This is a genomic window from Streptomyces sp. WM6372, from assembly GCF_001279655.1.
Taxonomy (GTDB): Bacteria; Actinomycetota; Actinomycetes; order Streptomycetales; family Streptomycetaceae; genus Streptomyces.
Genome location: NZ_LGDB01000047.1, coordinates 1 through 23,389, shown reverse-complemented (window position 1 = coordinate 23,389; position 23,389 = coordinate 1). Strand labels below are relative to the sequence as shown.

Here is a 23,389-nt window from a genome sequence, read left to right as displayed (position 1 = left end):
GGTCAGGGCAGAATGGGCGGCGTCCGTCGATGCCGCCGTACGAATACGAGGTACCCCACCGTGGCGATCCGCGTCCTACTGGTCGACGACCAGCCGCTGCTGCGCACCGGCTTCCGGATGATCCTGGAGGCCGAACAGGACCTGGCGGTCGTCGGCGAGGCCGGGGACGGTCTGCAGGCGCTGGACCAGGTGCGGGCGCTCCAGCCCGACGTGGTGCTGATGGACATCCGGATGCCCCGGATGGACGGGGTGGAGGCGACCCGGCAGATCACGGGTCCGGGCCGGGACGGCCCGGCGAAGGTGCTCGTGCTGACCACGTTCGACCTGGACGAGTACGTGGTGGAGGCGCTGCGGGCGGGGGCGAGCGGGTTCCTGCTGAAGGACGCGCCGGCCGTCGAGCTGGTGCAGGCGATCCGGGTGGTTGCGGGCGGCGAGGCGATGCTGGCGCCGAGCATCACGCGCCGGCTGCTGGACAAGTACGCGGGGCACCTGCCGTCGGGCGAGGAGAGCCTGCCGGACACGCTGGGCACGCTGACCGAGCGGGAGGTCGAGGTGCTGAAGCTGGTGGCGCGCGGTCTGTCGAACGCGGAGATCGCGGCGGACCTGTTCGTCAGCGAGACGACGGTGAAGACGCACGTGGGGCACGTGCTGACGAAGCTGGGCCTTCGGGACCGGGTCCAGGCGGCGGTGTACGCGTACGAGAGCGGTCTGGTGCGGCCGGGCGCCGGGGCGTAAGCGCGCCGCGTAGCGCGCCGACGCCCGCCACATCCGCCGGGTACGGCCGAAGGGGCCGGCAGCCGCATCGCGCGGCCGCCGGCCCCTTCGCCGTACCGGGTCGGGTCAGCCCTTGCTGATCTCCCAGAAGCGGAAGACGGTGGAGGCGTCCAGCGACCACTGCAGACCGGTCACGTTCTGGCGGGTGACGGCGTACTGCTTGCTCTGCCAGAGCGGGAGCAGCGGGATCTCGTCGGCGACGATGTCCTGCAGCCGGTTGTAGTCCGGGTTGGCCGCGGTGCGGTCGGACTTGGCGGCGGTCGACGGGATGATCGTCCCGCTGATCTCCTTGTTGTCGTAGTTGTTGTGCACGACGTTGTCCGGGCCGAAGAACGGCTGGGTGAAGCTGTCGGCGTCGGGGTAGTCGGGGACCCAGCCCTTGACGTACACGCCGTACTTGCCGTCCTGGATGTCCTTCTCGTACTGCGTGAACTCGACGGACTTGACGTCGGCCTCGAAGAGTCCGCTCTCGTTGAGCTGCTTGGCGATGAGCTGGAACTGCTGGTCGGTGGACGGGCCGTTGCGCGTCGTCGTCGAGTACAGGGTGATCTTCACCTTGTCCTTGATGCCGGCGGCGCGCAGGACGGCCTCGGCCTTCTTCGGCTGCGGGCTGCCGCCGTAGCGGTCGAAGAAGGCGGTGTTGTGGGAGCCGATGCCGGCCGGGACGATCGAGTACAGGGAGGTCGTCGTGCCGTCGTAGACCTCCTTGACGATCGCTTCGCGGTCCACGAGGTAGGCGATGGCCTTGCGGATCGGGAGCTTGCCGGCGACCGGGTCGTTCATGTTGAACACGAGGTGCTCGACTTCGGCACCGGTGCCCTGGACGACCTCGACCTTGTTGTCCCCGGTCTTGGTGGAGGACAGGGCGGCGATGTCCTTGGCGGCCAGGCCGCGGAAGGCGAAGTCGACGTCGCCGCCGTCCAGGACCTTCTTCAGGCCGGCCTGGTCCCCGTTGAAGAACTTGAGGGTGACGCCGGTGTTCTTGGCCTTGGCCTTGCCGGTGTAGTTCTCGTTGACGGAGAAGCCGGCGCTCTTGTCGTTGAACGAGTCGAGCTTGTAGACGCCGGAGCCGACGGCCTTGTTGTCGGTCCGCAGCTTGTCCGCCGGGTACTCGCTGTGGTCGACGATGGAGCCCGCGCCCGAGGCGATCTTGCTGGGGAAGGTCGCGTCGGAGGTCTTGAGGCGGAAGACGACGGTCTTGTCGTCGGGGGTGTCGATGCCGGCGATCGACGAGAGCATCACGGCGGGGCCGTTGTCGTCATTGATCTTCAGCGTGCGCTCGAAGGAGTACTTGACGTCCTTGGAGGTGAGGGAGTGGCCGTTGCTGAACTTCAGGCCGGCGCGCAGGGTGCACTTGTAGACCTTGCTGTCGCCGCCCTCGAAGTTGCAGCTCTGCGCGGCGTCGGGCTCCGGCGTGGTGCCGCCGCCCTTGGGGAAGGCCAGCAGGGACTGGAAGACGTTGTTGAAGAGCAGCCAGGAGCCGGCGTCGTAGCCGGAGGCGGGGTCGGTGGACCGTACCCGGTCGGATATGCCCATGACCACGCCCTTGCCGCCGCCGTCGGCGGTGGGGCTGCCGGTCGAACCGCAACCGCTGAGCAGTGCGGCGGCGGTGGCCGCGCCGAGCGGGGCCGCAAGCCACTGGTTACGTCTCATCACGCGAACGTCCTTCACAGTCAGTCTCAATGAATCGTTGCGCCGGCCTGCGACACCCGCCGCCGGTACTGCCGGTACTGCCGGTCTCAGCCGCTGACGCCCCGGCCGAGTTCCCACAGCTGGAGGTCGGAGATGGCGTTGACCGACCACTCCACTCCGGTGATCCCGTCGCGTGCGGCGACGTACTGCTTGCCCTGCCACAGGGGCAGGACGGGCACGTCTTCGGCGACGATGTCCTGCATCTCCGTGATCGCGGGGACGGCGACGTTGCGGTCGACGGCGCGCCGGGATTCGGGGATGAGCTTGGTGCGCACCGCGGCGTTGGCGTACGGCGTGCCCAGGAAGTTGTCCTGCTCCAGGAACGGGGCGAGGAAGTTGTCGGCGTCCGGGTAGTCGGGGAACCAGCCGAGCCCGTAGGCGGCGTAGTCGCCCTTCTTCTGCGCGGGCCGGAAGTCGGACCAGTCGGAGCCCTGGACGGTGACGTCGAACAGCTGGGTGGAGTTCAGCTGGTTCTTGAGGGTCTCGAACTCGGTGGCCGTGCCGTCGCCGTAGTGGTCCTTGGTGTAGTTCAGCGTCAGCTTGACCGGGGTCTTGATGCCGGCGGACTTCAGCAGGTCGGCGGCCTTCGCGGTGTTGGCCTCGCCGTACTTGTTGAAGAAGGAGTTGACGTGGCCGGGCACGGAGGTGGGGACCAGCGAGTACAGCGGCAGCGCGGACTTGCCGTAGACCTTGTCGATGATCGCGTTGCGGTCGACGGCGGCGGCGAGGGCCTGGCGTACGGCCTTGTCCTTGACGGCCGGGGCGTCGGTGTTGAAGCCGATGTAGCGGATCTCCAGGCCGGGCATCGGGACCAGCTTGACGCCCTTGGGCGGCTTGGCGGCGAACTCGGTGATCTGGGCGGGCGACAGGGTCCGGGAGACCATGTGGACGGATCCGGCGGTGAGGGCCTTGCCCATGGCCGCGGAGTCGGTGAAGGTGCGCAGTTCGACCTTGTCGTTCTGCAGCTTCAAGTCGCCCTTGTAGTTCGGGTTCTTGCTGAAGACGGCGCGGACGAGGTGGTCGTCCTTGACCTCGGCCTTCATCGTGTACGGGCCGGAACCGTCGACGCCGAAGCCCTCGCGGAGCTTCTTGGCGTCGTAGTTCTTCTCGCTGACGATGCCGGCGGCGGGGGTGGAGAGCTTGTACGGGAAGGTCGCGTCCGGGGTCTTCAGGTGGAAGACGACGGTGTCGGCGGACTTCAGCTCGACGGTGTCGAGGGTGGAGAGCAGCGAGGCGGGGCCGTTCTCCGCCTTGATGGCGAGGACGCGGTCGATGGAGAACTTGACGTCCTTGGCCGTGAGGGGCTCGCCGCTCGCGAACTTGAGGCCGGGGCGCAGGGTGCAGCGGTAGCTCTCGTTGCCCGTGTCGGTGAAGCGGCAGTCGGAGGCCGCTTCGGGGACGGGCTGGCCGCCGCCGCGGGGCGTGTGCATCAGCGTCTGGACGGTCTGCCGCAGGACGTTCCAGGCACCGGCGTCGTACGCGGAGGCCGGGTCGAACGGTGCGGGGGCGTAATCCGCCGCCTCGAACCGGTCGGTGGTTCCGACGACGATCACTCCGGATCCCGCTCCGCCTCCGCTCGTGCTGCCGCAGGCGGCGAGCGTGGGGGTGAGCAGTCCGGCCGCGGCCGTCAGCACCAGGGTCTTGCGGTTCATGCTGGAAGTACTCCCTTGACCGGCACTTGCTCAAAGCGGCGTAAAGGGCACTTCGCGGCGGTCGCCCGTTCAGGGCGGAACGATCGGGCCGGTGTTGTGACGATCGGTCCACGCGGTTCCGGCACATGGGTGTGCGTCCGGGACAGCAGAGGTGCGGCGTAGTGCCCGCGTCGACATTAGTGGTCTGGGAGGGGATGGCTTGAACTGGCAGGACTTGGGGCGTAATCGCACGGTGATGGGTGCGGACTGGCTGTCTATGTGCCGGTCATCGCAGATTCGGTCAGGAGCTGATCAATCCGGACACAAGGGCAGGTTTCCAAGCCCCCGGACAGGTCCGTCGGGGGCTTGGCGGGTGACAAAGGTCACCCGTTACAACTGCCACGGAAAGGATGGAATTTCAGCCTCCGGGCCATGGAACGGAAGATCCTTCCGTGGGACCTCGGTCACACCGCTGTTCCGTTCGGCACTGAGCGTATGCGATCAGTTCATCGGAGTGATGAGCGAGCGCAGGAACGGAAGGTCCACGTCCTCCAGCGAGCGGACGATCGTACGGCCGGGCGCGGGCGCGATCACGCCGACGGAGGGCACGGCCACGACCCGGCAGCCGGCGGCCTCGGCGGAGGCGACGCCCGTCGCGGTGTCCTCGATGACGGCGCAGCGCGAGGGGTGGGCGCCGAGGGTGCGGGCGGCGAGCAGGTACGGGTCGGGGTGCGGCTTCGTACGGGACACCTCGTCGCCGGCCACGCTGAGCGCGAACCGCTCGGGGCCCAGGGTGCGCAGCACCCGGTCGATGACGCGGCGGTGCGAGGCGGAGACGAGGGCGGTGGGCACGTTGTGCCGGGCCAGCTCGGCCAGCAGCCGCTCGGCGCCGGGCATCAGCGGGACCTGATCGGCGATCCGCGCCTCGAAGCGCTCATTGAGCAGGACGCTCAGCTCCGAAAGGGTGATGGCGGCGCCGGTGGACTCGATGAGGAAGGCGGCGCTGCGGGTCATCGGCCCGCCGACGACGACATCGCGCCAGGACTCGTCGAGAGGGTGGCCGAGCTCGCCGAAGACGTCCACCTCGATCTCCCACCAGAAACCCTCGGTGTCGACGAGGGTGCCGTCCATGTCCAGCAGCACCGCCTGCAGGGCATGCCCGTCGGCCGTACGGGCGACGGGCGCGGGAACGGTGCTGGTCATCCGGCACACACCTCTCTCAGGGGACGAGAAGGCCGGCCGCCTCTTCCCCATGGGCATTCCCCCGGGGAACAGGCGACCGGCCTGTATGGGACCGACAAGTGTACGTCGGTCCGCGTCAGCGTGCGTTGAAATACTTCGCTTCGGGGTGGTGGATGACGATCGCGTCGGTGGACTGCTCCGGGTGGAGCTGGAACTCCTCGGAGAGGTGGACGCCGATCCGCTCCGGCTGGAGGAGGTCGGCGATCTTGGCGCGGTCCTCCAGGTCGGGGCAGGCCCCGTAGCCGAGCGAGAAGCGGGCGCCGCGGTACTTCAGGTCGAACATGTCCTCCACGGCGGCCGGGTCCTCGCCGCCGAATCCGAGCTCGGCGCGGACGCGGGCGTGCCAGTACTCGGCCATGGCCTCGGCCAGCTGGACCGAGAGGCCGTGCAGCTCCAGGTACTCGCGGTACGAGTCGGACTCGAACAGCTTGGCCGTGGCCTCGCCGATCTTCGAGCCGACCGTGACCACCTGGAGGCCGACCACGTCGGTCTCGCCGGACTCCTCCGGGCGGAAGAAGTCGGCGAGGCACAGGCGCCGGCCGCGGCGCTGGCGCGGGAAGGTGAAGCGGGTCCGCTCGTTGCCGTCGTCGTCGAGGATGATCAGGTCCTCGCCCTTGGAGACGCAGGGGAAGTACCCGTAGACCACCGCGGCTTCGAGCAGGTTCTCGGTGTGCAGCTTGTCGAGGAGGCCGCGCAGCCGCGGACGGCCCTCGGTCTCGACGAGCTCTTCGTACGTCGCCCCGCCGGCGCGGGCCTGCTTGAGGCCCCACTGGCCCTTGAACAGCGCGCCCTCGTCCAGCCAGGAGGCGTAGTCCTTCAGCGGGATGCCCTTGACCACGCGGGTGCCCCAGAACGGCGGGGTGGGGACGGGGTTGTCGACGGCCACGTCGGAGCGGCCGCCCTTCTCCTCCGGCTCGTCCACCTGGAGGAGGGGGGCGTCCCGCTTGGCGACGCGGCGCTGCTTGAGCTCGGGCAGGGAGGCGCCGGGGACGCCGCGCTTGACGGCGATCAGGGCGTCCATCAGGCGCAGGCCCTCGAACGCGTCGCGGGCGTAGCGGACCTCACCCTCGTAGATCTCGTGGAGGTCCTGTTCGACGTAGGCGCGGGTGAGGGCGGCGCCGCCGAGGATCACCGGGTAGTCGGCCGCCAGCTTGCGCTGGTTGAGCTCCTCCAGGTTCTCCTTCATGATCACCGTCGACTTCACGAGCAGGCCGGACATGCCGATGACGTCGGCCTTGTGTTCCTGCGCGGCTTCGAGGATCGCGGAGACCGGCTGCTTGATTCCGATGTTCACGACGTTGTAGCCGTTGTTGGTGAGGATGATGTCGACGAGGTTCTTGCCGATGTCGTGGACGTCGCCGCGGACGGTGGCGAGCACGATGGTGCCCTTGCCCTCGTCGTCGGTCTTCTCCATGTGCGGTTCGAGGTGGGCGACCGCGGTCTTCATCACCTCGGCGGACTGGAGGACGAACGGCAGCTGCATCTGGCCGGAGCCGAAGAGCTCGCCGACGACCTTCATGCCCTCCAGGAGGGTGTCGTTGACGATGTCGAGGGCGGCGCGGTCCCGCAGGGCCTCGTCGAGGTCGGCCTCCAGGCCGTTCTTCTCGCCGTCGATGATGCGGCGCTGGAGCCGCTCGTCGAGCGGGAGCGCCATGAGCTCCTCGGCGCGGCCGGCCTTGAGGGACTTGGTGTTGACCCCCTCGAAGAGGGCCATCAGCTTCTGGAGCGGGTCGTACTCCTCGGCGCGGCGGTCGTAGATCAGGTCGAGGGCGGTGCTGACCTGCTCCTCGTCGAACCGGGCGATGGGAAGGATCTTGCTGGCGTGGACGATGGCCGAGTCCAGGCCGGCCTTGACGCACTCGTCGAGGAAGACCGAGTTCAGCAGCACGCGGGCGGCCGGGTTCAGGCCGAAGGAGATGTTGGACAGGCCGAGCGTGGTCTGGACGTCCGGGTGGCGGCGCTTGAGCTCGCGGATCGACTCGATCGTCGCGATGCCGTCCTTGCGGGACTCCTCCTGGCCGGTGCAGATGGTGAAGGTCAGCGTGTCGATGAGGATGTCCGACTCGTTGATGCCCCAGTTGCCGGTCAGGTCGTCGATCAGGCGTTCGGCGATGGCGACCTTGTGTTCGACGGTGCGGGCCTGGCCCTCCTCGTCGATGGTCAGCGCGATCAGCGCGGCGCCGTGCTCGCGGGCCAGCCCGGTGACCTTGGCGAAGCGCGAGTCGGGGCCGTCGCCGTCCTCGTAGTTCACCGAGTTGATGACGGCGCGGCCGCCCAGCTTCTCCAGGCCCGCCTGGATCACGGGAACCTCGGTGGAGTCCAGGACGATCGGCAGCGTCGAGGCCGTGGCGAAGCGGCCGGCGAGCTCCTTCATGTCGGCGACGCCGTCGCGGCCCACGTAGTCCACGCAGAGGTCGAGCATGTGCGCGCCCTCGCGGATCTGGTCGCGAGCCATCTCGACGCAGTCGTCCCAGCGGGCCTCCAGCATGGCCTCGCGGAACTTCTTCGAGCCGTTCGCGTTCGTCCGCTCGCCGATCGCCATGTACGCGGTGTCCTGGCGGAACGGGACGGTCTGGTAGAGCGAGGACGCGCCGGGCTCCGGGCGGGGCTCGCGGGCGGCCGGGCCGAGCCCGCGGACGCGCTCGACGACCTGGCGCAGGTGTTCCGGTGTCGTACCGCAGCAGCCGCCGACGAGGGAGAGCCCGTACTCGCGGACGAAGGTCTCCTGGGCGTCCGCGAGCTCGGGGGCGGACAGCGGGTAGTGCGCGCCGTTCTTGCCGAGGACGGGCAGGCCGGCGTTGGGCATGCAGGAGAGCGGGATGCGCGCGTTGCGGGCCAGGTAGCGCAGGTGCTCGCTCATCTCGGCGGGGCCGGTGGCGCAGTTCAGGCCGATCATGTCGATGCCGAGCGGCTCCAGCGCGGTGAGCGCGGCGCCGATCTCGGAGCCGAGCAGCATGGTGCCGGTGGTCTCGACGGTGACGGAGCAGATCAGCGGGACGGAGACGCCGAGGGCCTCCATGGCGCGGCGGGCGCCGATGACGGAGGACTTGGTCTGCAGGAGGTCCTGGGTGGTCTCGACGAGCAGGGCGTCGGCCCCGCCGGAGATCAGGCCCTCGGCGTTGACCTGGTAGGCGTCGCGGATCGTCGCGTAGTCGATGTGGCCGAGGGTGGGCAGCTTGGTGCCGGGGCCCATGGAGCCGAGGACCCAGCGCTGCTGACCGGTACCGGCGGTGTACTCGTCGGCGACCTCGCGGGCGATGCGCGCGCCGGACTCCGACAGCTCGAAATTGCGTTCGGGGATGTCGTACTCGGCGAGCGCCGCGAAGTTCGCGCCGAAGGTGTTGGTCTCGACGCAGTCCACGCCCACCGCGAAGTACGCGTCGTGGACGGAGCGCACGATGTCGGGGCGGGTGACGTTCAGCACCTCGTTGCAGCCTTCGAGCTGCTGGAAGTCCTCCATGGAGGGGTCCTGCGCCTGGAGCATCGTTCCCATGGCTCCGTCGGCGACGACCACGCGGGTCGCGAGCGCCTCTCGGAGGGCATCGGCCCGGGTCTGGGTGTCAGCGGGCGGGTTCGGCAACGAGGCCATGGTTGTGCTCCCTGGGATGCGACGGCTGTCGGCTTTGCACCCTCATGTCAAGGGTGCACGCGGTCAGGGTAACCGCGCGGCACCGGCCCCGGTGAGGCTGTCCCACGTGGCGGACTGCATTCTGTGCGCGGGGGTCTGCCAGGGGTGTCCTGGTCGACGGAGGCCTGAACAGTTGCCCAACCATGCACAAGGTCGACATCGACCGATACTGTTCAGCATTGTCGAACTACGTCAGCAGGAGGCTGCGCGATGGCACGGAACATCCAGTCGCTCGAACGAGCCGCTGCGATGCTGCGACTCCTGGCGGGCGGCGAGCGCCGGCTGGGCCTCTCGGACGTGGCCAGCTCTCTGGGCCTGGCCAAGGGCACGGCCCACGGGATCCTGCGCACGCTGCAGGCCGAGGGCTTCGTGGAGCAGGACCCCGCCTCGGGCCGCTACCAGCTGGGCGCGGAGCTGCTGCGCCTGGGCAACAGCTACCTGGACGTGCACGAGCTGCGCGCCCGCGCGCTGGTCTGGACGGATGACCTGGCCCGGGCGAGCGGCGAGAGCGTGTACGTGGGCGTGCTCCACAAGAGCGGGGTGCTGATCATGCACCACGTGTTCCGCCCGGACGACAGCCGCCAAGTGCTGGAGGTCGGCGCCATGCAGCCGCTGCACTCCACGGCCCTGGGCAAGGTGCTCTCCGCGTACGACCCGGTCGCCCATACGGAGGCACTGGAGGCGGAGCGCGAGGCGTTCACGCCCCGGACGGTCACCGACGGCGCGGGCTTCGAGGAGATCCTCGACCTGACCCGGGCGCGCGGCTGGGCCTCGGACGTCGAGGAGACCTGGGACGGCATCGCCTCGGTGGCGGCGCCGATCCACGACCGGCGCCGGATGCCGGTGGGCGCGGTGGCGGTCGCGGGGGCCGTGGAACGGGTGTGCGGGGAGTCCGGGGAGCCCCGCGCGAGCCTCGTGGCGTCCGTACGGGACTGTGCGCGCGCTGTTTCACGCGATCTCGGCGCGGGCCGGTTCTAGGTCCCTTCCCGCACGTTTTCGGCCATTCCTTGGCCGCTTTCTGCCCTCTTTTCGCCATATTTCGGCCATCCGGTGGCTGGGTTTGGCTGATCGTACCTAGTGGTAACGATCCGACACTTTGGCCTGGCCAACCCTTGACGCGTTCTTCACCTGGGATGAAAACTGCCGTTCATCGGTCGGCATTGTCGAACACCTACCGGCAATACGCGTTAGGGTGTGGCAAGGCCACGGACCGGTGAACCACTCACCGAGTGCGCGGACCACCGGACGGGACCCGGTGTCCGCACACCCCTGGACGTAAGACAAAGGAGTCGCGGGTGTCCAGCTCCGACATCTTCATCGGCGAGACCATCGGTACCGCCCTGCTCACACTGCTCGGTGGTGGCGTCTGCGCCGCCGTGACGCTCAAGAGCTCCAAGGCCCGGAACGCAGGCTGGCTCGCGATCACGTTCGGCTGGGGTTTCGCCGTTCTCATCGCCGCCTACGTCTCCGCACCGCTCTCCGGCGCGCACCTCAACCCGGCGGTCACCGTCGGCCTTGCGATCAAGAACGGCGACTGGAGCGACACTCCGGTCTACCTCGCCGGCCAGCTCCTCGGCGCCATGATCGGCGCGGTCCTCATGTGGGTCACGTACTACGGACAGTTCCGGGTGCACCTCTCGGACCCCGAGCACATCCGTGACGCCAAGCTCGGCCCCGAGGACCCGCACCCGCACGACCAGGCCGGCCCGGTGCTCGGCGTCTTCTCCACCGGCCCCGAGATCCGCAACGTCGTCCAGAACCTCGCGACCGAGATCATCGGCACGTTCGTCCTCGTCCTCGCGATCCTGACCCAGGGCCTCCAGGACAACGGCAAGGGCCTCGGCGTCATCGGCGTCCTGATCACCTCCTTCGTGGTCGTCGGCATCGGCCTCTCGCTCGGCGGTCCGACCGGCTACGCCATCAACCCGGTCCGCGACCTCGGTCCGCGCATCGTCCACGCCCTGCTGCCGCTTCCCAACAAGGGCGGCTCCGACTGGGGATACTCCTGGATCCCGGTGGTCGGCCCGCTCGTCGGTGCCGCCATCGCCGGTGGTCTGTACAACCTCGCGTTCGCCTGATCAGCCCCGGCACGTATCGCAAGATCCGCACCGCCACCTGATTCCGCCTACCTAGACCTGCCAGGAGCAGCCACATGACCAGCAGCACCGGCCCCTTCATCGCCGCCATCGACCAGGGCACCACCTCCTCCCGCTGCATCGTCTTCGACCGCGACGGCCGCATCGTCGCCGTCGACCAGAAGGAGCACGAGCAGATCTTCCCGAAGCCGGGCTGGGTCGAGCACGACGCCGTCGAGATCTGGACCAACGTCCAGGAGGTCGTCGCCGGCGCCATCGCCAAGGCGGAGATCACCGCCGCCGACGTCAAGGCCGTCGGCATCACCAACCAGCGCGAGACCACCGTCCTGTGGGACAAGAACACCGGCCTGCCGGTGCACAACGCGCTGGTCTGGCAGGACACCCGCACCGACGCCCTGTGCAAGGAGCTCGGCCGCAACGTCGGCCAGGACCGCTTCCGCCGCGAGACCGGCCTGCCGCTGGCGAGCTATTTCGCCGGGCCGAAGGCCCGCTGGCTGCTCGACAACGTCGAGGGCCTGCGCGAGCGCGCCGAGGCCGGCGACATCCTCTTCGGCACCATGGACTCCTGGGTCATCTGGAACCTCACCGGTGGTACCGAGGGCGGTGTGCACGTCACCGACGTCACCAACGCCTCGCGCACCATGCTGATGAACCTGCACTCCCTGGAGTGGGACGCCAAGATCGCGGAGTCCATGGAGGTGCCGCTCGACATCCTCCCCGAGATCAAGTCCTCCGCCGAGGTCTACGGCCACGTCAAGGAGGGCGTCCTCGCCGGTGTCCCCGTCGCCTCGGCGCTCGGTGACCAGCAGGCCGCCCTCTTCGGCCAGACCTGCTTCGCCGAGGGCGAGGCCAAGTCCACGTACGGCACCGGCACGTTCATGCTGATGAACACCGGCGACAAGGTCATCAACTCCTACAGCGGCCTGCTGACCACGGTCGGCTACAAGATCGGCGACCAGAAGCCGGTCTACGCCCTGGAGGGATCCATCGCCGTCACCGGCTCGCTCGTCCAGTGGATGCGCGACCAGATGGGCATGATCAAGACCGCGGCCGAGATCGAGACCCTCGCGCTCTCCGTCGAGGACAACGGCGGCGCCTACTTCGTGCCGGCCTTCTCCGGCCTGTTCGCCCCGTACTGGCGCTCCGACGCCCGCGGCGTGATCGCCGGCCTCACCCGGTACGTCACCAAGGCGCACATCGCCCGTGCCGTCCTGGAGGCCACCGCCTGGCAGACCCGCGAGATCACCGACGCCATGACCAAGGACTCGGGCGTCGAGCTCACTGCCCTCAAGGTCGACGGCGGCATGACCTCCAACAACCTGCTGATGCAGACCCTCTCCGACTTCGTGGACGCCCCCGTGGTCCGTCCGATGGTCGCGGAGACCACCTGCCTCGGCGCCGCCTACGCCGCCGGCCTGGCCGTCGGCTTCTGGCCCGACACCGACGCCCTGCGCGCCAACTGGCGCCGCGCGGCGGAGTGGACCCCGCGGATGCCCGCCGAACAGCGGGACCGCGAGTACAAGAACTGGCTCAAGGCCGTCGAGCGGTCCATGGGCTGGATCGACGACGAAGACGCCAGCTGACGCACCAGCTGAGTCAATCGACGAGGAGCTAAGAGATATGAGCACCCTGCAGAGCGTCCCCACCCTGGGTACGCACCCGACCGCCGGCTCGAACGCGAGCCGCGCCGAGACCCGTGAGCAGCTGGCCAAGGCCACGTACGACCTGCTGGTCATCGGCGGTGGAATCCTGGGCACCTCGGTGGCCTGGCACGCCGCGCAGTCGGGTCTGCGGGTCGCCATGGTGGACGCCGGCGACTTCGCCGGCGCCACCTCCTCCGCCTCCTCCAAGCTCGTCCACGGCGGTCTGCGCTACCTGCAGACCGGCGCGGTCAAGCTGGTCGCCGAGAACCACCACGAGCGCCGGGTGCTGGCCAAGGACGTGGCCCCGCACCTGGTCAACCCGCTCACCTTCTACCTGCCGGTCTACAAGGGCGGACCGGTCGGTGCGGCCAAGCTGGGCGCGGGCGTCTTCGCCTACTCCGCCCTCTCGGCCTTCGGCGACGGCATGGGCAAGGTCATATCCCCGGCCCGTGCCGCCGCCGACAACCCGGGTCTGAAGACGGACAACCTCAAGGCCGTCGCGGTCTACTACGACCACCAGATGAACGACTCCCGCGTCGCCGTCATGACGGTCCGCGCGGCCGTCGAGTCGGGCGCCGTCGTCCTCAACCACGCCGAGGTCACCGGCCTGCGCACGACGCGCGGCCGGGTCACCGGTGCCGAGCTCAAGGACCGCCTCGACGGCACCGAGTTCGGCGTCGACGCGCGCGTCGTGCTCAACGCCACCGGCCCGTGGGTGGACCACCTGCGGCGCATGGAAGACAAGCACTCGATGCCGTCGATCCGCCTCTCCAAGGGCGCGCACATCGTCATGAAGCGCAAGTCGCCGTGGAAGGCCGCCATGGCCACCCCGATCGACAAGTACCGCATCACCTTCGCCCTCCCGTGGGAGGACCAGCTGCTGCTCGGCACCACCGACGAGGTGTACGAGGGCGACCCGGCGGACGTACGCGCCACCGAGGCCGACATCCAGCAGATCCTGGACGAGGCGGCCTTCTCGGTGAAGGACGCCGACCTGGACCGCTCGCTGATGACGTACGCCTTCGCCGGCCTGCGGGTGCTGCCCGGCGGCCCCGGCGGCGTCGAGAAGGCCAAGCGCGAGACGGTCGTCTCCGAGGGCGCCGGCGGCATGCTGTCGGTGGCCGGTGGCAAGTGGACCACGTACCGCCACATCGGCCGCGTGGTCATGGACAAGCTGGCCAAGCTGCCCGGCAGCCCGCTCACCGACGACATGGAGCCGGTGAAGTCGCTGGTGCGCCGGGTGCCGCTGCCCGGCGTCGCCAACCCGAACGCCGTCGCGCACCGCCTGCTCGTGGACCGCGAGCCCGGCACGCGGATGGACCCGCTCACCGCCCGCCACCTGGCCTCGCACTACGGCTCGCTGGCCTTCGACATCGCGCGCCTCGCGAACGAGGACCCGGCGCTGGCCGAGCGGATCCACCCGGACGGCCCGGAGATCTGGGCGCAGGTCGCCTACGCCCGTGACAACGAGTGGGCCGAGACGGTCGACGACGTGCTGCGCCGCCGCACCACGGTGACGGTCCGCGGCCTGGACGACGACTCCGTGCGCACGCGGGTCGAGGAGATGCTGAGCCGCAAGGCATAGCTCGTACGCAGGTGGGGAAGAGGGGCGGTTCCGAGGGGAACCGCCCCTCTGTCGTGGGCTGTGGCCGGTGTCCCCTCAAGGCTTAGGCTGGCCCACGTACACAAGGGAACTTCGGAAGGAGACCTGGGTGATCGAGCTTGAGGGCGTGCCCGAGCTGATCGACCCGGTCATGGTGGCCGCGTTCGAGGGCTGGAACGACGCGGGTGACGCGGCCTCCGGTGCGGTCGCGCACCTGGACCGGGAGTGGAAGGGCGAGGTCTTCGCGGCGCTGGACGCCGAGGACTACTACGACTTCCAGGTCAACCGGCCGACGGTGTGGCTGGACAACGGGGTACGGAAGATCACGTGGCCGACGACGAGGCTGTCGGTGGTGCGGATCGGCGGCGCGAAGCCGCGCGACCTCGTGCTCGTGCGGGGCATCGAACCGTCCATGCGGTGGCGGTCGTTCTGCAACGAGATCCTGGGCTTCGCGCACGAACTGGGCGTGGAGATGGTCGTGATCCTGGGCGCGCTGCTCGGGGACACCCCGCACACCCGGCCGGTGCCGGTCAGCGGGGTCACCTCGGACGCGGACCTGGCACGGACGATGGACCTGGAGGAGACCAAGTACGAGGGCCCGACGGGGATCGTGGGCATCCTCCAGGAGGCCTGCACCCACGCGGGCGTCCCGGCGGTCTCGCTGTGGGCGGCGGTCCCGCACTACGTATCCCAGCCGCCGAACCCCAAGGCGACGCTGGCCCTGCTGAACCGGCTGGAGGATCTGATCGACATCCGGATCCCGCTGGGTGAACTCCCGGAGGACGCGCGGGCGTGGCAGCTCGGCGTGGACCAACTGGCCGCCGAGGACAGCGAGGTGGCGGAGTACGTCCAGACGCTGGAGGAGGCGCGGGACACGGCGGACCTGCCGGAGGCCTCGGGCGACGCCATCGCCCGGGAGTTCGAGCGGTACCTGCGCCGCCGGGACCCCGCGGCCCCCTCGGCCGAGCCGGGCGACGGCTCGTACCTGCGGGACACGTCGAGCGGCCTGACCCGCCCGCCGAAGCGCAAGCCGGACCCGTCGGGCCCGGGCGAGGAGCCGCCGGCCCCGGACGAGGACGACACGCCTCCCGAGGCGTAGCCGGCCGGCCCGGAACGCGACGATGCCCCCTGCCCGAAGGACAGGGGGCATCGTCGGCCATGGCCGCGGCGGGTTACAGGGCCACGCCCAGGAGGGCGTCGACCGTGCGCGAGACCAGGCCCGGCGCGGACTCGTCGTCCCCGTCGGAGGCGTTCTGGGCGTCCACCCAGCGGTCCACCGCCGCCAGCGCGGCAGGGGCGTCCAGGTCGTTCGCCAGGGCCTCGCGGACCTCCTCGACGAGGGCGTCCGCCGGCAGGCCGTCCGGGCGCGAGACGGCCGCGCGCCAGCGCTCCAGGCGGGCCACCGCCTGCTCCAGGACCTCGTCCGTCCACTCCCAGTCGGCCCGGTAGTGGTGAGAGAGCAGCGCGAGGCGGATCGCCGCCGGGTCCACCCCGGCGCGCCGCAGCGCGGAGACGAAGACCAGGTTGCCCTTCGACTTCGACATCTTCTCGCCGTGCAGCGCGACCATGCCCGCGTGCACGTACGCCTTGGCCATCGGGAACTCGCCCGTCAGCACCTGCGCGTGCGAGGCGCCCATCTCGTGGTGCGGGAACACCAGGTCGGATCCGCCGCCCTGGATGTCGAATCCCATGCCCAGGTGGTCCAGGGCGATGGCGACGCACTCGATGTGCCAGCCGGGCCGGCCGCGGCCCAGCGAGCCGCCGTCCCAGCTCGGCTCGCCCGGGCGGGCCGCCATCCACAGCATCGGGTCCAGCGGGTTCTTCTTCCCCGGGCGCTCCGGGTCGCCGCCGCGCTCCGCGGACAGCAGCCGCATCGCCTCGGCGTCGAGGTGGGAGACCGTGCCGAAGTTCGCGTCGGACTCCACCGAGAAGTAGATGTCGCCGTCCAGCTCGTACGCCGCGCCGGCGTCGCGCAGCCGCTCCACCAGCGGCACGATGCCCGGTATGGCCTCGACGGCGCCGATGTAGTGCTGCGGCGGCAGCATCCGCAGGGCGGTCATGTCCTCGCGGAAGAGGGCCGTCTCGCGCTCCGCGAGCTCGGTCCAGTCCTGGCCGTCGCGCAGCGCCCGCTCGAGGAGCGGATCGTCGACGTCCGTCACGTTCTGGACGTAGTGGACCTGCCGCTTGGTGTCGAGCCACACGCGCTGTACGAGGTCGAACGCGTTGTAGGTCGCCGCGTGACCGATGTGGGTCGCGTCGTACGGAGTGATGCCGCAGACGTAGATACGGGCGACGGGACCGGGGGCGAGGGTGATCGTCCCCTGGGTCGCGGTGTCGTGGATCTGGAGGTCGCGGCCCTTGCCAGGAAGGGCGGGGACCTCAGAAGCGGGCCAGGCATGCATGTGTCGAGCCTAACCGGACGCGTGTTCCGAAAACGAACCGGACCTGCACTGTTGGCTTGATCGGCGCTCTTGCGGTCTGGCTGGTTCTGTGCCTACCCGGGCTCCGCCCGGGCAGGCCTGTTCAGACCGGCGGCCAGGGGATGGCCGGCCACTGCCCGGACGGCTGCGGGTGCACTCCGGTGCGCAGCAGACCGGCCACGCGGGCCCGTACGGCGGCCAGCTCGACCGGGGTGATCAGTTCGGCCAGCCGGGTGGCGAGCGGCTCCCCGTCGGCCAGCCGGGCGGCCAGGGAAGTGAGCACCTCGCGCGCCTCGTCGGTCAGCGGTTCGCCGGCCCAGCCCCACAGCAGGGTCCGCAGCTTGTCCTCGCGGTGGAAGCTCACCCCGTGGTCGATGCCGTAGAGCCGCCCGTCGGCCGCGGGCAGCAGGTGGCCGCCCTTGCGGTCGCCGTTGTTGATGACGGCGTCGAGGACGGCGAGCCGGCGCAGCCGCGGGTCGTCGGCGTGCACGAGCAGCGCGGTGCGGCCCTCCCCGACGTCGGCGAGGGCGACCGGCTTCCAGCCCTCCCCCGCCTCCTCGCCCTCGACGAGGGCCAGCAGGCCGCTGCCGTCGCCGGACCCGGCGTCTGCGGACCCGGCGTCTGCCGGCTCGGCGTCTGCGGACTCGGCATCTGCGGACTCGGCACCGCCGGGCGCGTCGTCCGCGGAACCGTCGTCCCCGGACGCGATCCACAGCTGGACCATGCCCTCGCCGTACGGCCCGTCGCGCAGCACGGTCGGCGGCACCAGGCCCCATCCCGTGGCCTCGGAGACCAGGTAGGCGGCGACCTCGCGCTGCGCCAGGTTCCCGTCGGGGAAGTCCCACAGCGGGCGCTCGCCCTTGACCGGCTTGTACACGCAGTCGGCGCTCAGGCCCCCGTACGCCACCGTGCACAGCAGTACGGCGTTGGACGCCTCGCGGATCCGGCCGACGACCGTGAGCTCGCCCCGGGCGAGCAGCTCCTCAAGTTCCCCCGTGGCGCTCACGCCTGGCGCCGGTAGCCGTTCTGGCGCGGGCAGACGTGCCCCTCCGGGTCCAGCGGCAGGCTGCACAGCGGGCACGGCGGCCGGCCCGCGTTGACGACGTCCAAGGCCCGCTTGGCGAAGGCCCGGGCCTGGGCGCCGGTGAGGCGGACCCGCAGCATCGGCGGGCCGTTCTCCTCGTCCTGGAGCAGCCGCTCCTCCGCCTCGGCGAGGTCCTCCTCCGAGTCGGCGTCGAGCTCCACCAGAGCCTGCGCCTCGACGATCATCCGCTGTTCCTCGCCGTCCCAGGCCAGGGCCATGGTGCCGACGCGGAACTCCTCGTCGACCGGGACGTCCAGCGGCGCGGTGTCCGCGGCCTCGGCGGGGGCCACGGCCGGGACCGGGGCATTGCCCCCGGTGCGCCGTACGACCTCGTCCAGCAGCTCGTCCATCCGCTCGGCCAGCGCCGCGACCTGGGTCTTCTCCAGGGAGACACTGGTGACGCGGGGGCCGGATGAGGCCTGCAGGAAGAACGTACGGCGTCCCGGGAGGCCGACCGTGCCCGCCACGAAGCGGTCCGGCGGGTCGAAGAGGAACACCTGACGGGGCACGTCCAGTCTCCAAGTCTCGGTGGCGGGTTGTTTCGGCCCGTCCACCCTACTGCGCCGTTCGATCAGGCCGCGCCCGCGCCGCCTCCGACGACCGCGTTCCCTCCGGTCTCCGCCGCGCTCTCGAACGTGGCGGTGTCGGCGGCCGCGGAGTCCGGTGCGCGGGCCGGGCGCGGGGCGAGCGAGCCGAAGTCCCCGGTGTCGCCGAGCCGGAGCAGGAACGGGCGCGTCGGCGTGTAGCGGACGGCCGTGACCGAGCAGGGGTCCACGTGGATGCGCTGGAAGAGGTCCAGGTGCATGCCCAGGGCGTCCGCGACAAGGGACTTGATGATGTCCCCGTGCGAGCACATCAGGAAGACGGCGTCGCTCCCGTGCTCCTCCTCGATCCGCGCGTTCCACTCCCGTACGGCGTCCACGGCGCGCGCCTGCATGGCGCGCATCGACTCCCCGCCGGGGAAGGCGGCGGCCGAGGGGTGCTGCTGGACGATCTTCATCAGGGGTTCGTCGGAGAGCTCCGAGAGTTTGCGGTTCGACCAGTCCCCGTAGTGGCATTCGCCGATCCGGTCGTCGGTGTGCAGCTCCAGTTCCGGGCGCGCGGCGAGCAGCGGCGCGAGGGTCTCCCGGCAGCGCTGGAGCGGGCTGCTCACGGCGGCGTCGAGCGGCACCGCGGCGAGCCGCTCGGGCAGCGCCGCCGCCTGCTCGGCGCCCCGCTCGTCAAGGGCCACTCCCGGCGTCCATCCGGCGAGCAGCCCTGCGGTGTTGGCGGTGGACCGCCCGTGTCGTACGAGGATCAGCGTGGCCATGGCGCAAGCCTAAGCGGTGGTGGTTGCGTGCGGGCCGGGTGCGGGCAGGGGAGAATGCCGTCCGTGATAGTCGACTGCGCCATGTACCGGGACGGCCGCCGCTCTCCTGCGCCCGAGGACCTCTCGGACGCCCTCGACGAGGCGCGGGCCAGTGGTGACGCCTTCCTCTGGGTCGGGATGTACGAGCCGACGGAGGAGGAGTTCGAGCACGTCAGCCGGGAGTTCCGGCTGCACAAGCTGGCGGTGGAGGACGCGCTGACCGCGCACCAGCGCCCCAAGCTGGAGGTGTACGACGACTCGCTGTTCGTCGTCCTCAAGCCGGTCATGTACGACGACGACACGGACACGGTGACCACGGGCGAGCTGATGCTCTTCATCGGCGACTCCTTCGTGGTCACGGTCCGGCACGGCGAGGGGGCCGCGCTGAGCGCCGTGCGCAGCCGGCTGGAGCACGAGCCGGAGGTCCTGCGGCACGGTCCGACCGCCGTGCTGTACGCGGTCTCCGACGCGGTGGTCGACCACTACATCGAGGTCGCGGCCGAGCTCCAGGCCGACCTGGAGGAGGTGGAGGCCGACGTCTTCGCGCCGCAGGCCACGGACACCAAGAACACCGCCGCCCGGATCTACGGCTTCAAGCGGCAGGTACTGGAGTTCCGCCGGGCGACGAGCCCGCTGCTCCAGCCGATGGACCGGCTGGCCTTCGGGAACGTGCCGTTCGTGCACGAGCACGCGCAGCCGTTCTTCCGCGACGTCGCCGACCACCTGACCAAGGCGAGCGAGTACATCGAGGGCCTGGACCGGCTGCTGTCGGACGCGCTGGCCGCGCACCTGGCGCAGATGGGCGTCCGGCAGAACGACGACATGCGCAAGATCTCGGCCTGGGCGGCGATGGCGGCCGTCCCGACGATGGTGGCGGGGATCTACGGCATGAACTTCGACCACATGTGGGAGCTGCGGCAGCCCTGGGGCTATCCGGTGGTGCTCCTGGTGATGGTGGGCGCCTGCCTTGGCCTGCACCGCCTGTTCAAGACCCGCGGCTGGCTGTAGCCGCCTCTACGCGTACTCGGGCGCGGTCACCGGTACGCCGCCCAGCGCGTCGCGCCGCTCCGGCGGGCACAGGCTGATCATCCGGTGCCAGCCGGCGAACCGCTCGTACGCGTACAACGCGCGGATCCCGGCGGCCAGCGCGGCCGCCTTCGGCGCGGGCCAGCGCAGCAGCCGGCCCATGTGGTCCATGACGGCGAGGCTCACGTCCCGGTAGACGGAGATCTCGACGAGGGCGCTGTCGCGCAGCACCCGCTGGATGGTCCGGCCGTGTCCCTCGCGGACGAGGCGGAGCAGCTCCTCGTGGCAGTAGGCGAGGTGGTTGTCCTCGTCATGGCTGATCATGCGGACGGCCCTGCCGACCTCGGGGTGGTCCCCGAACTGCCGGACGAGCATGACCATCTGGTCCGCGGCGCGCTGCTCGGTGACCCGGCTGTGGCCGAGGTAGACGACGATGTCCTCCTCGGTCAGCGGCTCCTCGCGGCGCAGCTTCTCGTGCGCGAGGCCGATGCCGCGCCGCTCCAGCAGCATGGTGTAGTCGGTCTCGGGCGGCACCGGGACGGGCGGCAGGCCGCGCTTGCGGAGCAGGGCGTTGAAGATCCGGCCGTGCTTGTCCTCGTCGGCGCCGTGCCGGGTGATCTTCGGTGCGAGCTCGCGCATGCCGTCGGGTACCAGGGCCGCGATCCGGGCGTTCTCCCAGCCGCCCTGGGACTCCCCGCTGGCGGCGATGGAGCAGAACAGCTGGAACGAGTCGTCGTTGTCGACGATCTCCTGGAACAGGCTGCGGGCAGAGAGCATGCATCGAGTCAACGGCCGATCCGGGGGCCCGGCAACCGAGGGGTGGCGCCGCTCGCCCGAATGAACGACGTGCCGGGGTGGGGGTGCGGGCGTAACCCGGAGGGTGCCGCCCGCGTTGTGCCTGTGTCGGCCGTGGCGGGGAAGACCCCCGAGCCCCCACCACGGCCGCAGAGCAGGTGTGGAACGGTCACGCCAGGCCGGCGCGCTCCATGGCTTCCGTGCCGGCCCGCAGGGCGGTGATCCGCTCGTCCAGGGTGAAACCGGCCGGGGCGAGCGTGAGGGTGGTGACCCCGGCCTCGGCGTAGGCCCGCATCCCGTCCGCGATCCGCTCGACGGAGCCGAGCAGGGTGGTCGAGTCGATCAGCGAGTGCGGGACGGCCGCGGCCGCCCCCGTCTTGTCGCCCGCCAGGTACTTGTCCTGGATCTCGGCGGCTTCCTTCTCGTAGCCCATCCGCTGGGCGAGCTGGTTGTAGAAGTTCTGCTTCCGGCTGCCCATGCCGCCGACGTACAGGGCGGTGTACGGACGGAACATGTCGGCGAGCGCGGTCACGTCCTCGCCGACGGCCAGCGGGACCGTCGGGCAGACGTCGAAGCCCTCCATGGTCAGTCCGGCCTTCTCCCGGCCCGCCCGGATGTGGGTGAGCGCGGTGGCCTCCAGGTGCTCGGCGGCCGGGAAGATGAGCAGGGCGCCGTCGGCGATCTCGCCGGTCTGCTCCAGGTTCTTGGGCCCGATGGCGGCGATGTAGAGCGGGATGTGCTCGCGCTCCGGATGCACGGTGAGCTTGATCGGCTTGCCGGGGCCGCCGGGCAGGGGGAGGGTCCAGTGCTCGCCCTCGTAGCTGAGGCGCTCGCGGGTCATCGCCTTGCGGACGATCTCCACGTACTCGCGGGTGCGGGCGAGCGGCTTGTCGAACTTGACGCCGTACCAGCCCTCGGAGACCTGGGGCCCGGAGACGCCGAGGCCGAGCCGGAAGCGGCCCTTGGTGAGGGAGTCGAGGGTGGCGGCCGTCATGGCGGTCATCGCGGGCTGGCGGGCCGGGATCTGGAGGATCGCGGAGCCGACGTCGATGCGCTCGGTCTGGGCGGCGACCCAGGCGAGCACGGTCGGGGCGTCGGAGCCGTAGGCCTCCGCCGCCCAGCAGACGTCGTAGCCGAGGCGGTCCGCCTCCTGGGCCACGGCGAGGTTGTCGGCGTCCATGCCAGCGCCCCAGTAGCCGAGATTGATGCCGAGCCGCATGTGTCGTCCCCTTACGGTCTTGCCGGTTTACCGATCAGTAACGTACGTCTGCGGGGGACTGTAGCGCGCCAGGGCTCCCTGCGGCAGTGCCCCAGTAGTCTCAGCGGTCATGGAGCAGAGGCATCTCGGCCGCACCGGACTGCGCGTGTCCCGCATCGGCCTCGGCACCCTGACCTGGGGCCGTTCCGCGGAGGGCCCGGACGAGTCGGGCGCTGCCGAGCAGTTGAAGACGTTCTGGGAGGCGGGCGGGACGCTCGTCGACACCGCCGACGTGTACGGGGGCGGTGAGGCGGAGTACCTGCTGGGGCAGTTGATCGACGGGCTGGTCCCGCGCCGGGACCTGGTGATCGCGACGAAGTCGGGCTCGGTCCGGGCCGCCGACCGCCGGGTCGACGGCTCGCGCGGCCACCTCCTCGCCGCGCTGGACGATTCGCTGGCCCGCCTCGGAACGGACCACGTCGACCTGTGGCAGGTCCACGCGTTCGACCCGGCGACCCCGCTGGAGGAGACCCTCCAGGCGCTGGACCTGGCAGTGAGCAGCGGCCGGGCCCGGTACGCGGGGGTGGTGGGCTTCTCCGGCTGGCAGCTGGCCAAGGCGGCGACGTGGCAGCTGGCCGCGCCGGGGGTGCGGACGCGGCTGGCGTCGGCGCAGCTGGAGTACTCGCTGCTCCAGCGGGGCGTGGAACGCGAGGTCCTGCCGGCGGCGCTGGACCTGGGCATCGGGCTGCTCCCCTCCTCTCCCCTGGGGCGGGGAGTGCTGACGGGGAAGTACCGGGACGGCATCCCGGCGGACTCGCGGGGTGCGTCGCCGACGATGGCGGGCTTCGTGGAGCCGTACCTGGACGAGACGGCGGGCGGCATCGTGGACGCGGTGGCGACGGCGGCCCAGGGGCTGGCGGTGACCCCGCTCCAGGTGGCCCTGGCCTGGATCAGGGACCGGCCGGGGGTGGTCGCGCCGATCGTGGGCGCGCGGACGTCCGCGCAGCTCAGCGAGGCGTTGTCGGTGGAGCCCCTTAGTCTTCCCGAGGAGATCTGCCGGGCGCTGGACGATGTGTCGGCGCCCGTGCACCGCTACCCCGACCACGACTGGAGCACGCTGTGAGCACGGACCGCCAAGCCGCGCAAGCCGCTTCCGCGGCCCCCCCCCCCACCCCCCACACCCCCCCGGCGGACCCCCAGCCCCCCCCC

General features: G+C 70.6%; 18 protein-coding genes. 8 read left to right on the top strand and 10 right to left on the bottom strand.

Annotated elements, in window-relative coordinates; genetic code table 11:
* Positions 1-60 precede the first annotated feature (60 nt).
* Positions 61-735 (top strand): response regulator, encoded by a 675-nt coding sequence (locus ADK52_RS06030; RefSeq protein WP_053688739.1) that lies wholly within the window; start codon positions 61-63, stop codon positions 733-735.
* Positions 736-840: 105 nt separating this feature from the next.
* Here the strand turns inward: ADK52_RS06030 and ADK52_RS06025 are convergent, their stop codons facing one another.
* From ADK52_RS06025 to metH, 4 genes are all read right to left on the bottom strand, one after another.
* The gene (locus ADK52_RS06025; RefSeq protein WP_420714806.1) at positions 841-2,430 is read right to left on the bottom strand and encodes an ABC transporter substrate-binding protein; all 1,590 of its coding nucleotides are present in this window, start codon (positions 2,428-2,430) and stop codon (positions 841-843) included.
* An 83-nt stretch (positions 2,431-2,513) separates the two neighbouring features.
* Entirely contained in the window at positions 2,514-4,118 is a 1,605-nt protein-coding gene (locus ADK52_RS06020) for an ABC transporter substrate-binding protein (protein WP_053688737.1), read from the bottom strand.
* Positions 4,119-4,598: 480 nt separating this feature from the next.
* Complete coding sequence (locus ADK52_RS06015) at positions 4,599-5,300, bottom strand: HAD family hydrolase (protein WP_053688736.1); 702 nt, start codon at positions 5,298-5,300, stop codon at positions 4,599-4,601.
* A gap of 115 nt (positions 5,301-5,415) precedes the next feature.
* Complete coding sequence (gene metH / locus ADK52_RS06010; protein ID WP_053688735.1) at positions 5,416-8,928, bottom strand: methionine synthase; 3,513 nt, start codon at positions 8,926-8,928, stop codon at positions 5,416-5,418.
* Positions 8,929-9,177: 249 nt separating this feature from the next.
* On the opposite strand from metH, the gene ADK52_RS06005 reads away from it, so the two are divergent.
* From ADK52_RS06005 to ADK52_RS05985, 5 genes are all read left to right on the top strand, one after another.
* Positions 9,178-9,945: an IclR family transcriptional regulator gene (locus ADK52_RS06005; protein ID WP_053688734.1), complete on the top strand. Its 768-nt coding sequence runs from the start codon at positions 9,178-9,180 to the stop codon at positions 9,943-9,945.
* 317 nt (positions 9,946-10,262) lie between these two features.
* Entirely contained in the window at positions 10,263-11,045 is a 783-nt protein-coding gene (locus ADK52_RS06000) for an MIP/aquaporin family protein (protein WP_053688733.1), read from the top strand.
* Positions 11,046-11,119: 74 nt separating this feature from the next.
* Positions 11,120-12,646, top strand: coding sequence for a glycerol kinase GlpK (glpK, locus tag ADK52_RS05995; RefSeq protein WP_053688732.1), 1,527 nt, complete (start codon positions 11,120-11,122; stop codon positions 12,644-12,646).
* Between the two features lie 37 nt (positions 12,647-12,683).
* Positions 12,684-14,291, top strand: coding sequence for a glycerol-3-phosphate dehydrogenase/oxidase (locus tag ADK52_RS05990; protein ID WP_053688731.1), 1,608 nt, complete (start codon positions 12,684-12,686; stop codon positions 14,289-14,291).
* Positions 14,292-14,418: 127 nt separating this feature from the next.
* Positions 14,419-15,408 carry a PAC2 family protein gene (locus tag ADK52_RS05985; protein ID WP_053688730.1) on the top strand — a complete coding sequence of 330 codons (990 nt, stop codon included), beginning with the start codon at positions 14,419-14,421 and terminating at the stop codon, positions 15,406-15,408.
* Between the two features lie 73 nt (positions 15,409-15,481).
* Here ADK52_RS05985 and mshC read toward each other — a convergent pair whose 3' ends face one another.
* The 4 genes from mshC to ADK52_RS05965 form a co-directional block, all read right to left on the bottom strand.
* A complete protein-coding gene (mshC, locus tag ADK52_RS05980) occupies positions 15,482-16,711 on the bottom strand; it encodes a cysteine--1-D-myo-inosityl 2-amino-2-deoxy-alpha-D-glucopyranoside ligase (protein WP_053688729.1) in 1,230 nt (409 codons plus the stop codon).
* Between the two features lie 121 nt (positions 16,712-16,832).
* The gene (locus ADK52_RS05975) at positions 16,833-17,768 is read right to left on the bottom strand and encodes an SCO1664 family protein (RefSeq protein WP_053688808.1); all 936 of its coding nucleotides are present in this window, start codon (positions 17,766-17,768) and stop codon (positions 16,833-16,835) included.
* Positions 17,732-18,322, bottom strand: coding sequence for a DUF3090 domain-containing protein (locus tag ADK52_RS05970; RefSeq protein WP_053688728.1), 591 nt, complete (start codon positions 18,320-18,322; stop codon positions 17,732-17,734). The genes ADK52_RS05975 and ADK52_RS05970 overlap by 37 nt, the downstream gene beginning before the upstream one ends.
* Positions 18,323-18,384: 62 nt before the next feature.
* The gene (locus ADK52_RS05965; RefSeq protein ID WP_053688727.1) at positions 18,385-19,122 is read right to left on the bottom strand and encodes a histidine phosphatase family protein; all 738 of its coding nucleotides are present in this window, start codon (positions 19,120-19,122) and stop codon (positions 18,385-18,387) included.
* 54 nt (positions 19,123-19,176) lie between these two features.
* Between ADK52_RS05965 and ADK52_RS05960 the strand changes: the two genes are divergently transcribed.
* Positions 19,177-20,169, top strand: a complete 993-nt coding sequence (locus tag ADK52_RS05960; protein ID WP_053688726.1) for a magnesium and cobalt transport protein CorA — start codon at positions 19,177-19,179, stop codon at positions 20,167-20,169.
* Positions 20,170-20,175: 6 nt separating this feature from the next.
* Here the strand turns inward: ADK52_RS05960 and ADK52_RS05955 are convergent, their stop codons facing one another.
* Together ADK52_RS05955 and ADK52_RS05950 are read right to left on the bottom strand one after the other, a co-directional pair.
* Positions 20,176-20,964 (bottom strand): ferritin-like domain-containing protein, encoded by a 789-nt coding sequence (locus tag ADK52_RS05955; RefSeq protein WP_053688725.1) that lies wholly within the window; start codon positions 20,962-20,964, stop codon positions 20,176-20,178.
* Between the two features lie 187 nt (positions 20,965-21,151).
* Positions 21,152-22,201 carry an LLM class F420-dependent oxidoreductase gene (locus ADK52_RS05950; protein ID WP_030860312.1) on the bottom strand — a complete coding sequence of 350 codons (1,050 nt, stop codon included), beginning with the start codon at positions 22,199-22,201 and terminating at the stop codon, positions 21,152-21,154.
* A 109-nt stretch (positions 22,202-22,310) separates the two neighbouring features.
* On the opposite strand from ADK52_RS05950, the gene ADK52_RS05945 reads away from it, so the two are divergent.
* Positions 22,311-23,303, top strand: a complete 993-nt coding sequence (locus ADK52_RS05945; protein ID WP_053688724.1) for an aldo/keto reductase — start codon at positions 22,311-22,313, stop codon at positions 23,301-23,303.
* Positions 23,304-23,389 lie beyond the last annotated feature (86 nt).

Bases quoted from the DNA above. Each gene is read 5' to 3' on its own strand.
- ADK52_RS06020 (WP_053688737.1), bottom strand. From the start codon at position 4,118: ATGAACCGCAAGACCCTGGTGCTGACGGCCGCGGCCGGACTGCTCACC.
- ADK52_RS06015 (WP_053688736.1), bottom strand. From the start codon at position 5,300: ATGACCAGCACCGTTCCCGCGCCCGTCGCCCGTACGGCCGACGGGCAT.
- metH (WP_053688735.1), bottom strand. From the start codon at position 8,928: ATGGCCTCGTTGCCGAACCCGCCCGCTGACACCCAGACCCGGGCCGAT.
- ADK52_RS06005 (WP_053688734.1), top strand. From the start codon at position 9,178: ATGGCACGGAACATCCAGTCGCTCGAACGAGCCGCTGCGATGCTGCGA.
- glpK (WP_053688732.1), top strand. From the start codon at position 11,120: ATGACCAGCAGCACCGGCCCCTTCATCGCCGCCATCGACCAGGGCACC.
- ADK52_RS05990 (WP_053688731.1), top strand. From the start codon at position 12,684: ATGAGCACCCTGCAGAGCGTCCCCACCCTGGGTACGCACCCGACCGCC.
- mshC (WP_053688729.1), bottom strand. From the start codon at position 16,711: ATGCATGCCTGGCCCGCTTCTGAGGTCCCCGCCCTTCCTGGCAAGGGC.
- ADK52_RS05965 (WP_053688727.1), bottom strand. From the start codon at position 19,122: ATGGCCACGCTGATCCTCGTACGACACGGGCGGTCCACCGCCAACACC.
- ADK52_RS05960 (WP_053688726.1), top strand. From the start codon at position 19,177: ATGCCGTCCGTGATAGTCGACTGCGCCATGTACCGGGACGGCCGCCGC.
- ADK52_RS05955 (WP_053688725.1), bottom strand. From the start codon at position 20,964: ATGCTCTCTGCCCGCAGCCTGTTCCAGGAGATCGTCGACAACGACGAC.
- ADK52_RS05950 (WP_030860312.1), bottom strand. From the start codon at position 22,201: ATGCGGCTCGGCATCAATCTCGGCTACTGGGGCGCTGGCATGGACGCC.
- ADK52_RS05945 (WP_053688724.1), top strand. From the start codon at position 22,311: ATGGAGCAGAGGCATCTCGGCCGCACCGGACTGCGCGTGTCCCGCATC.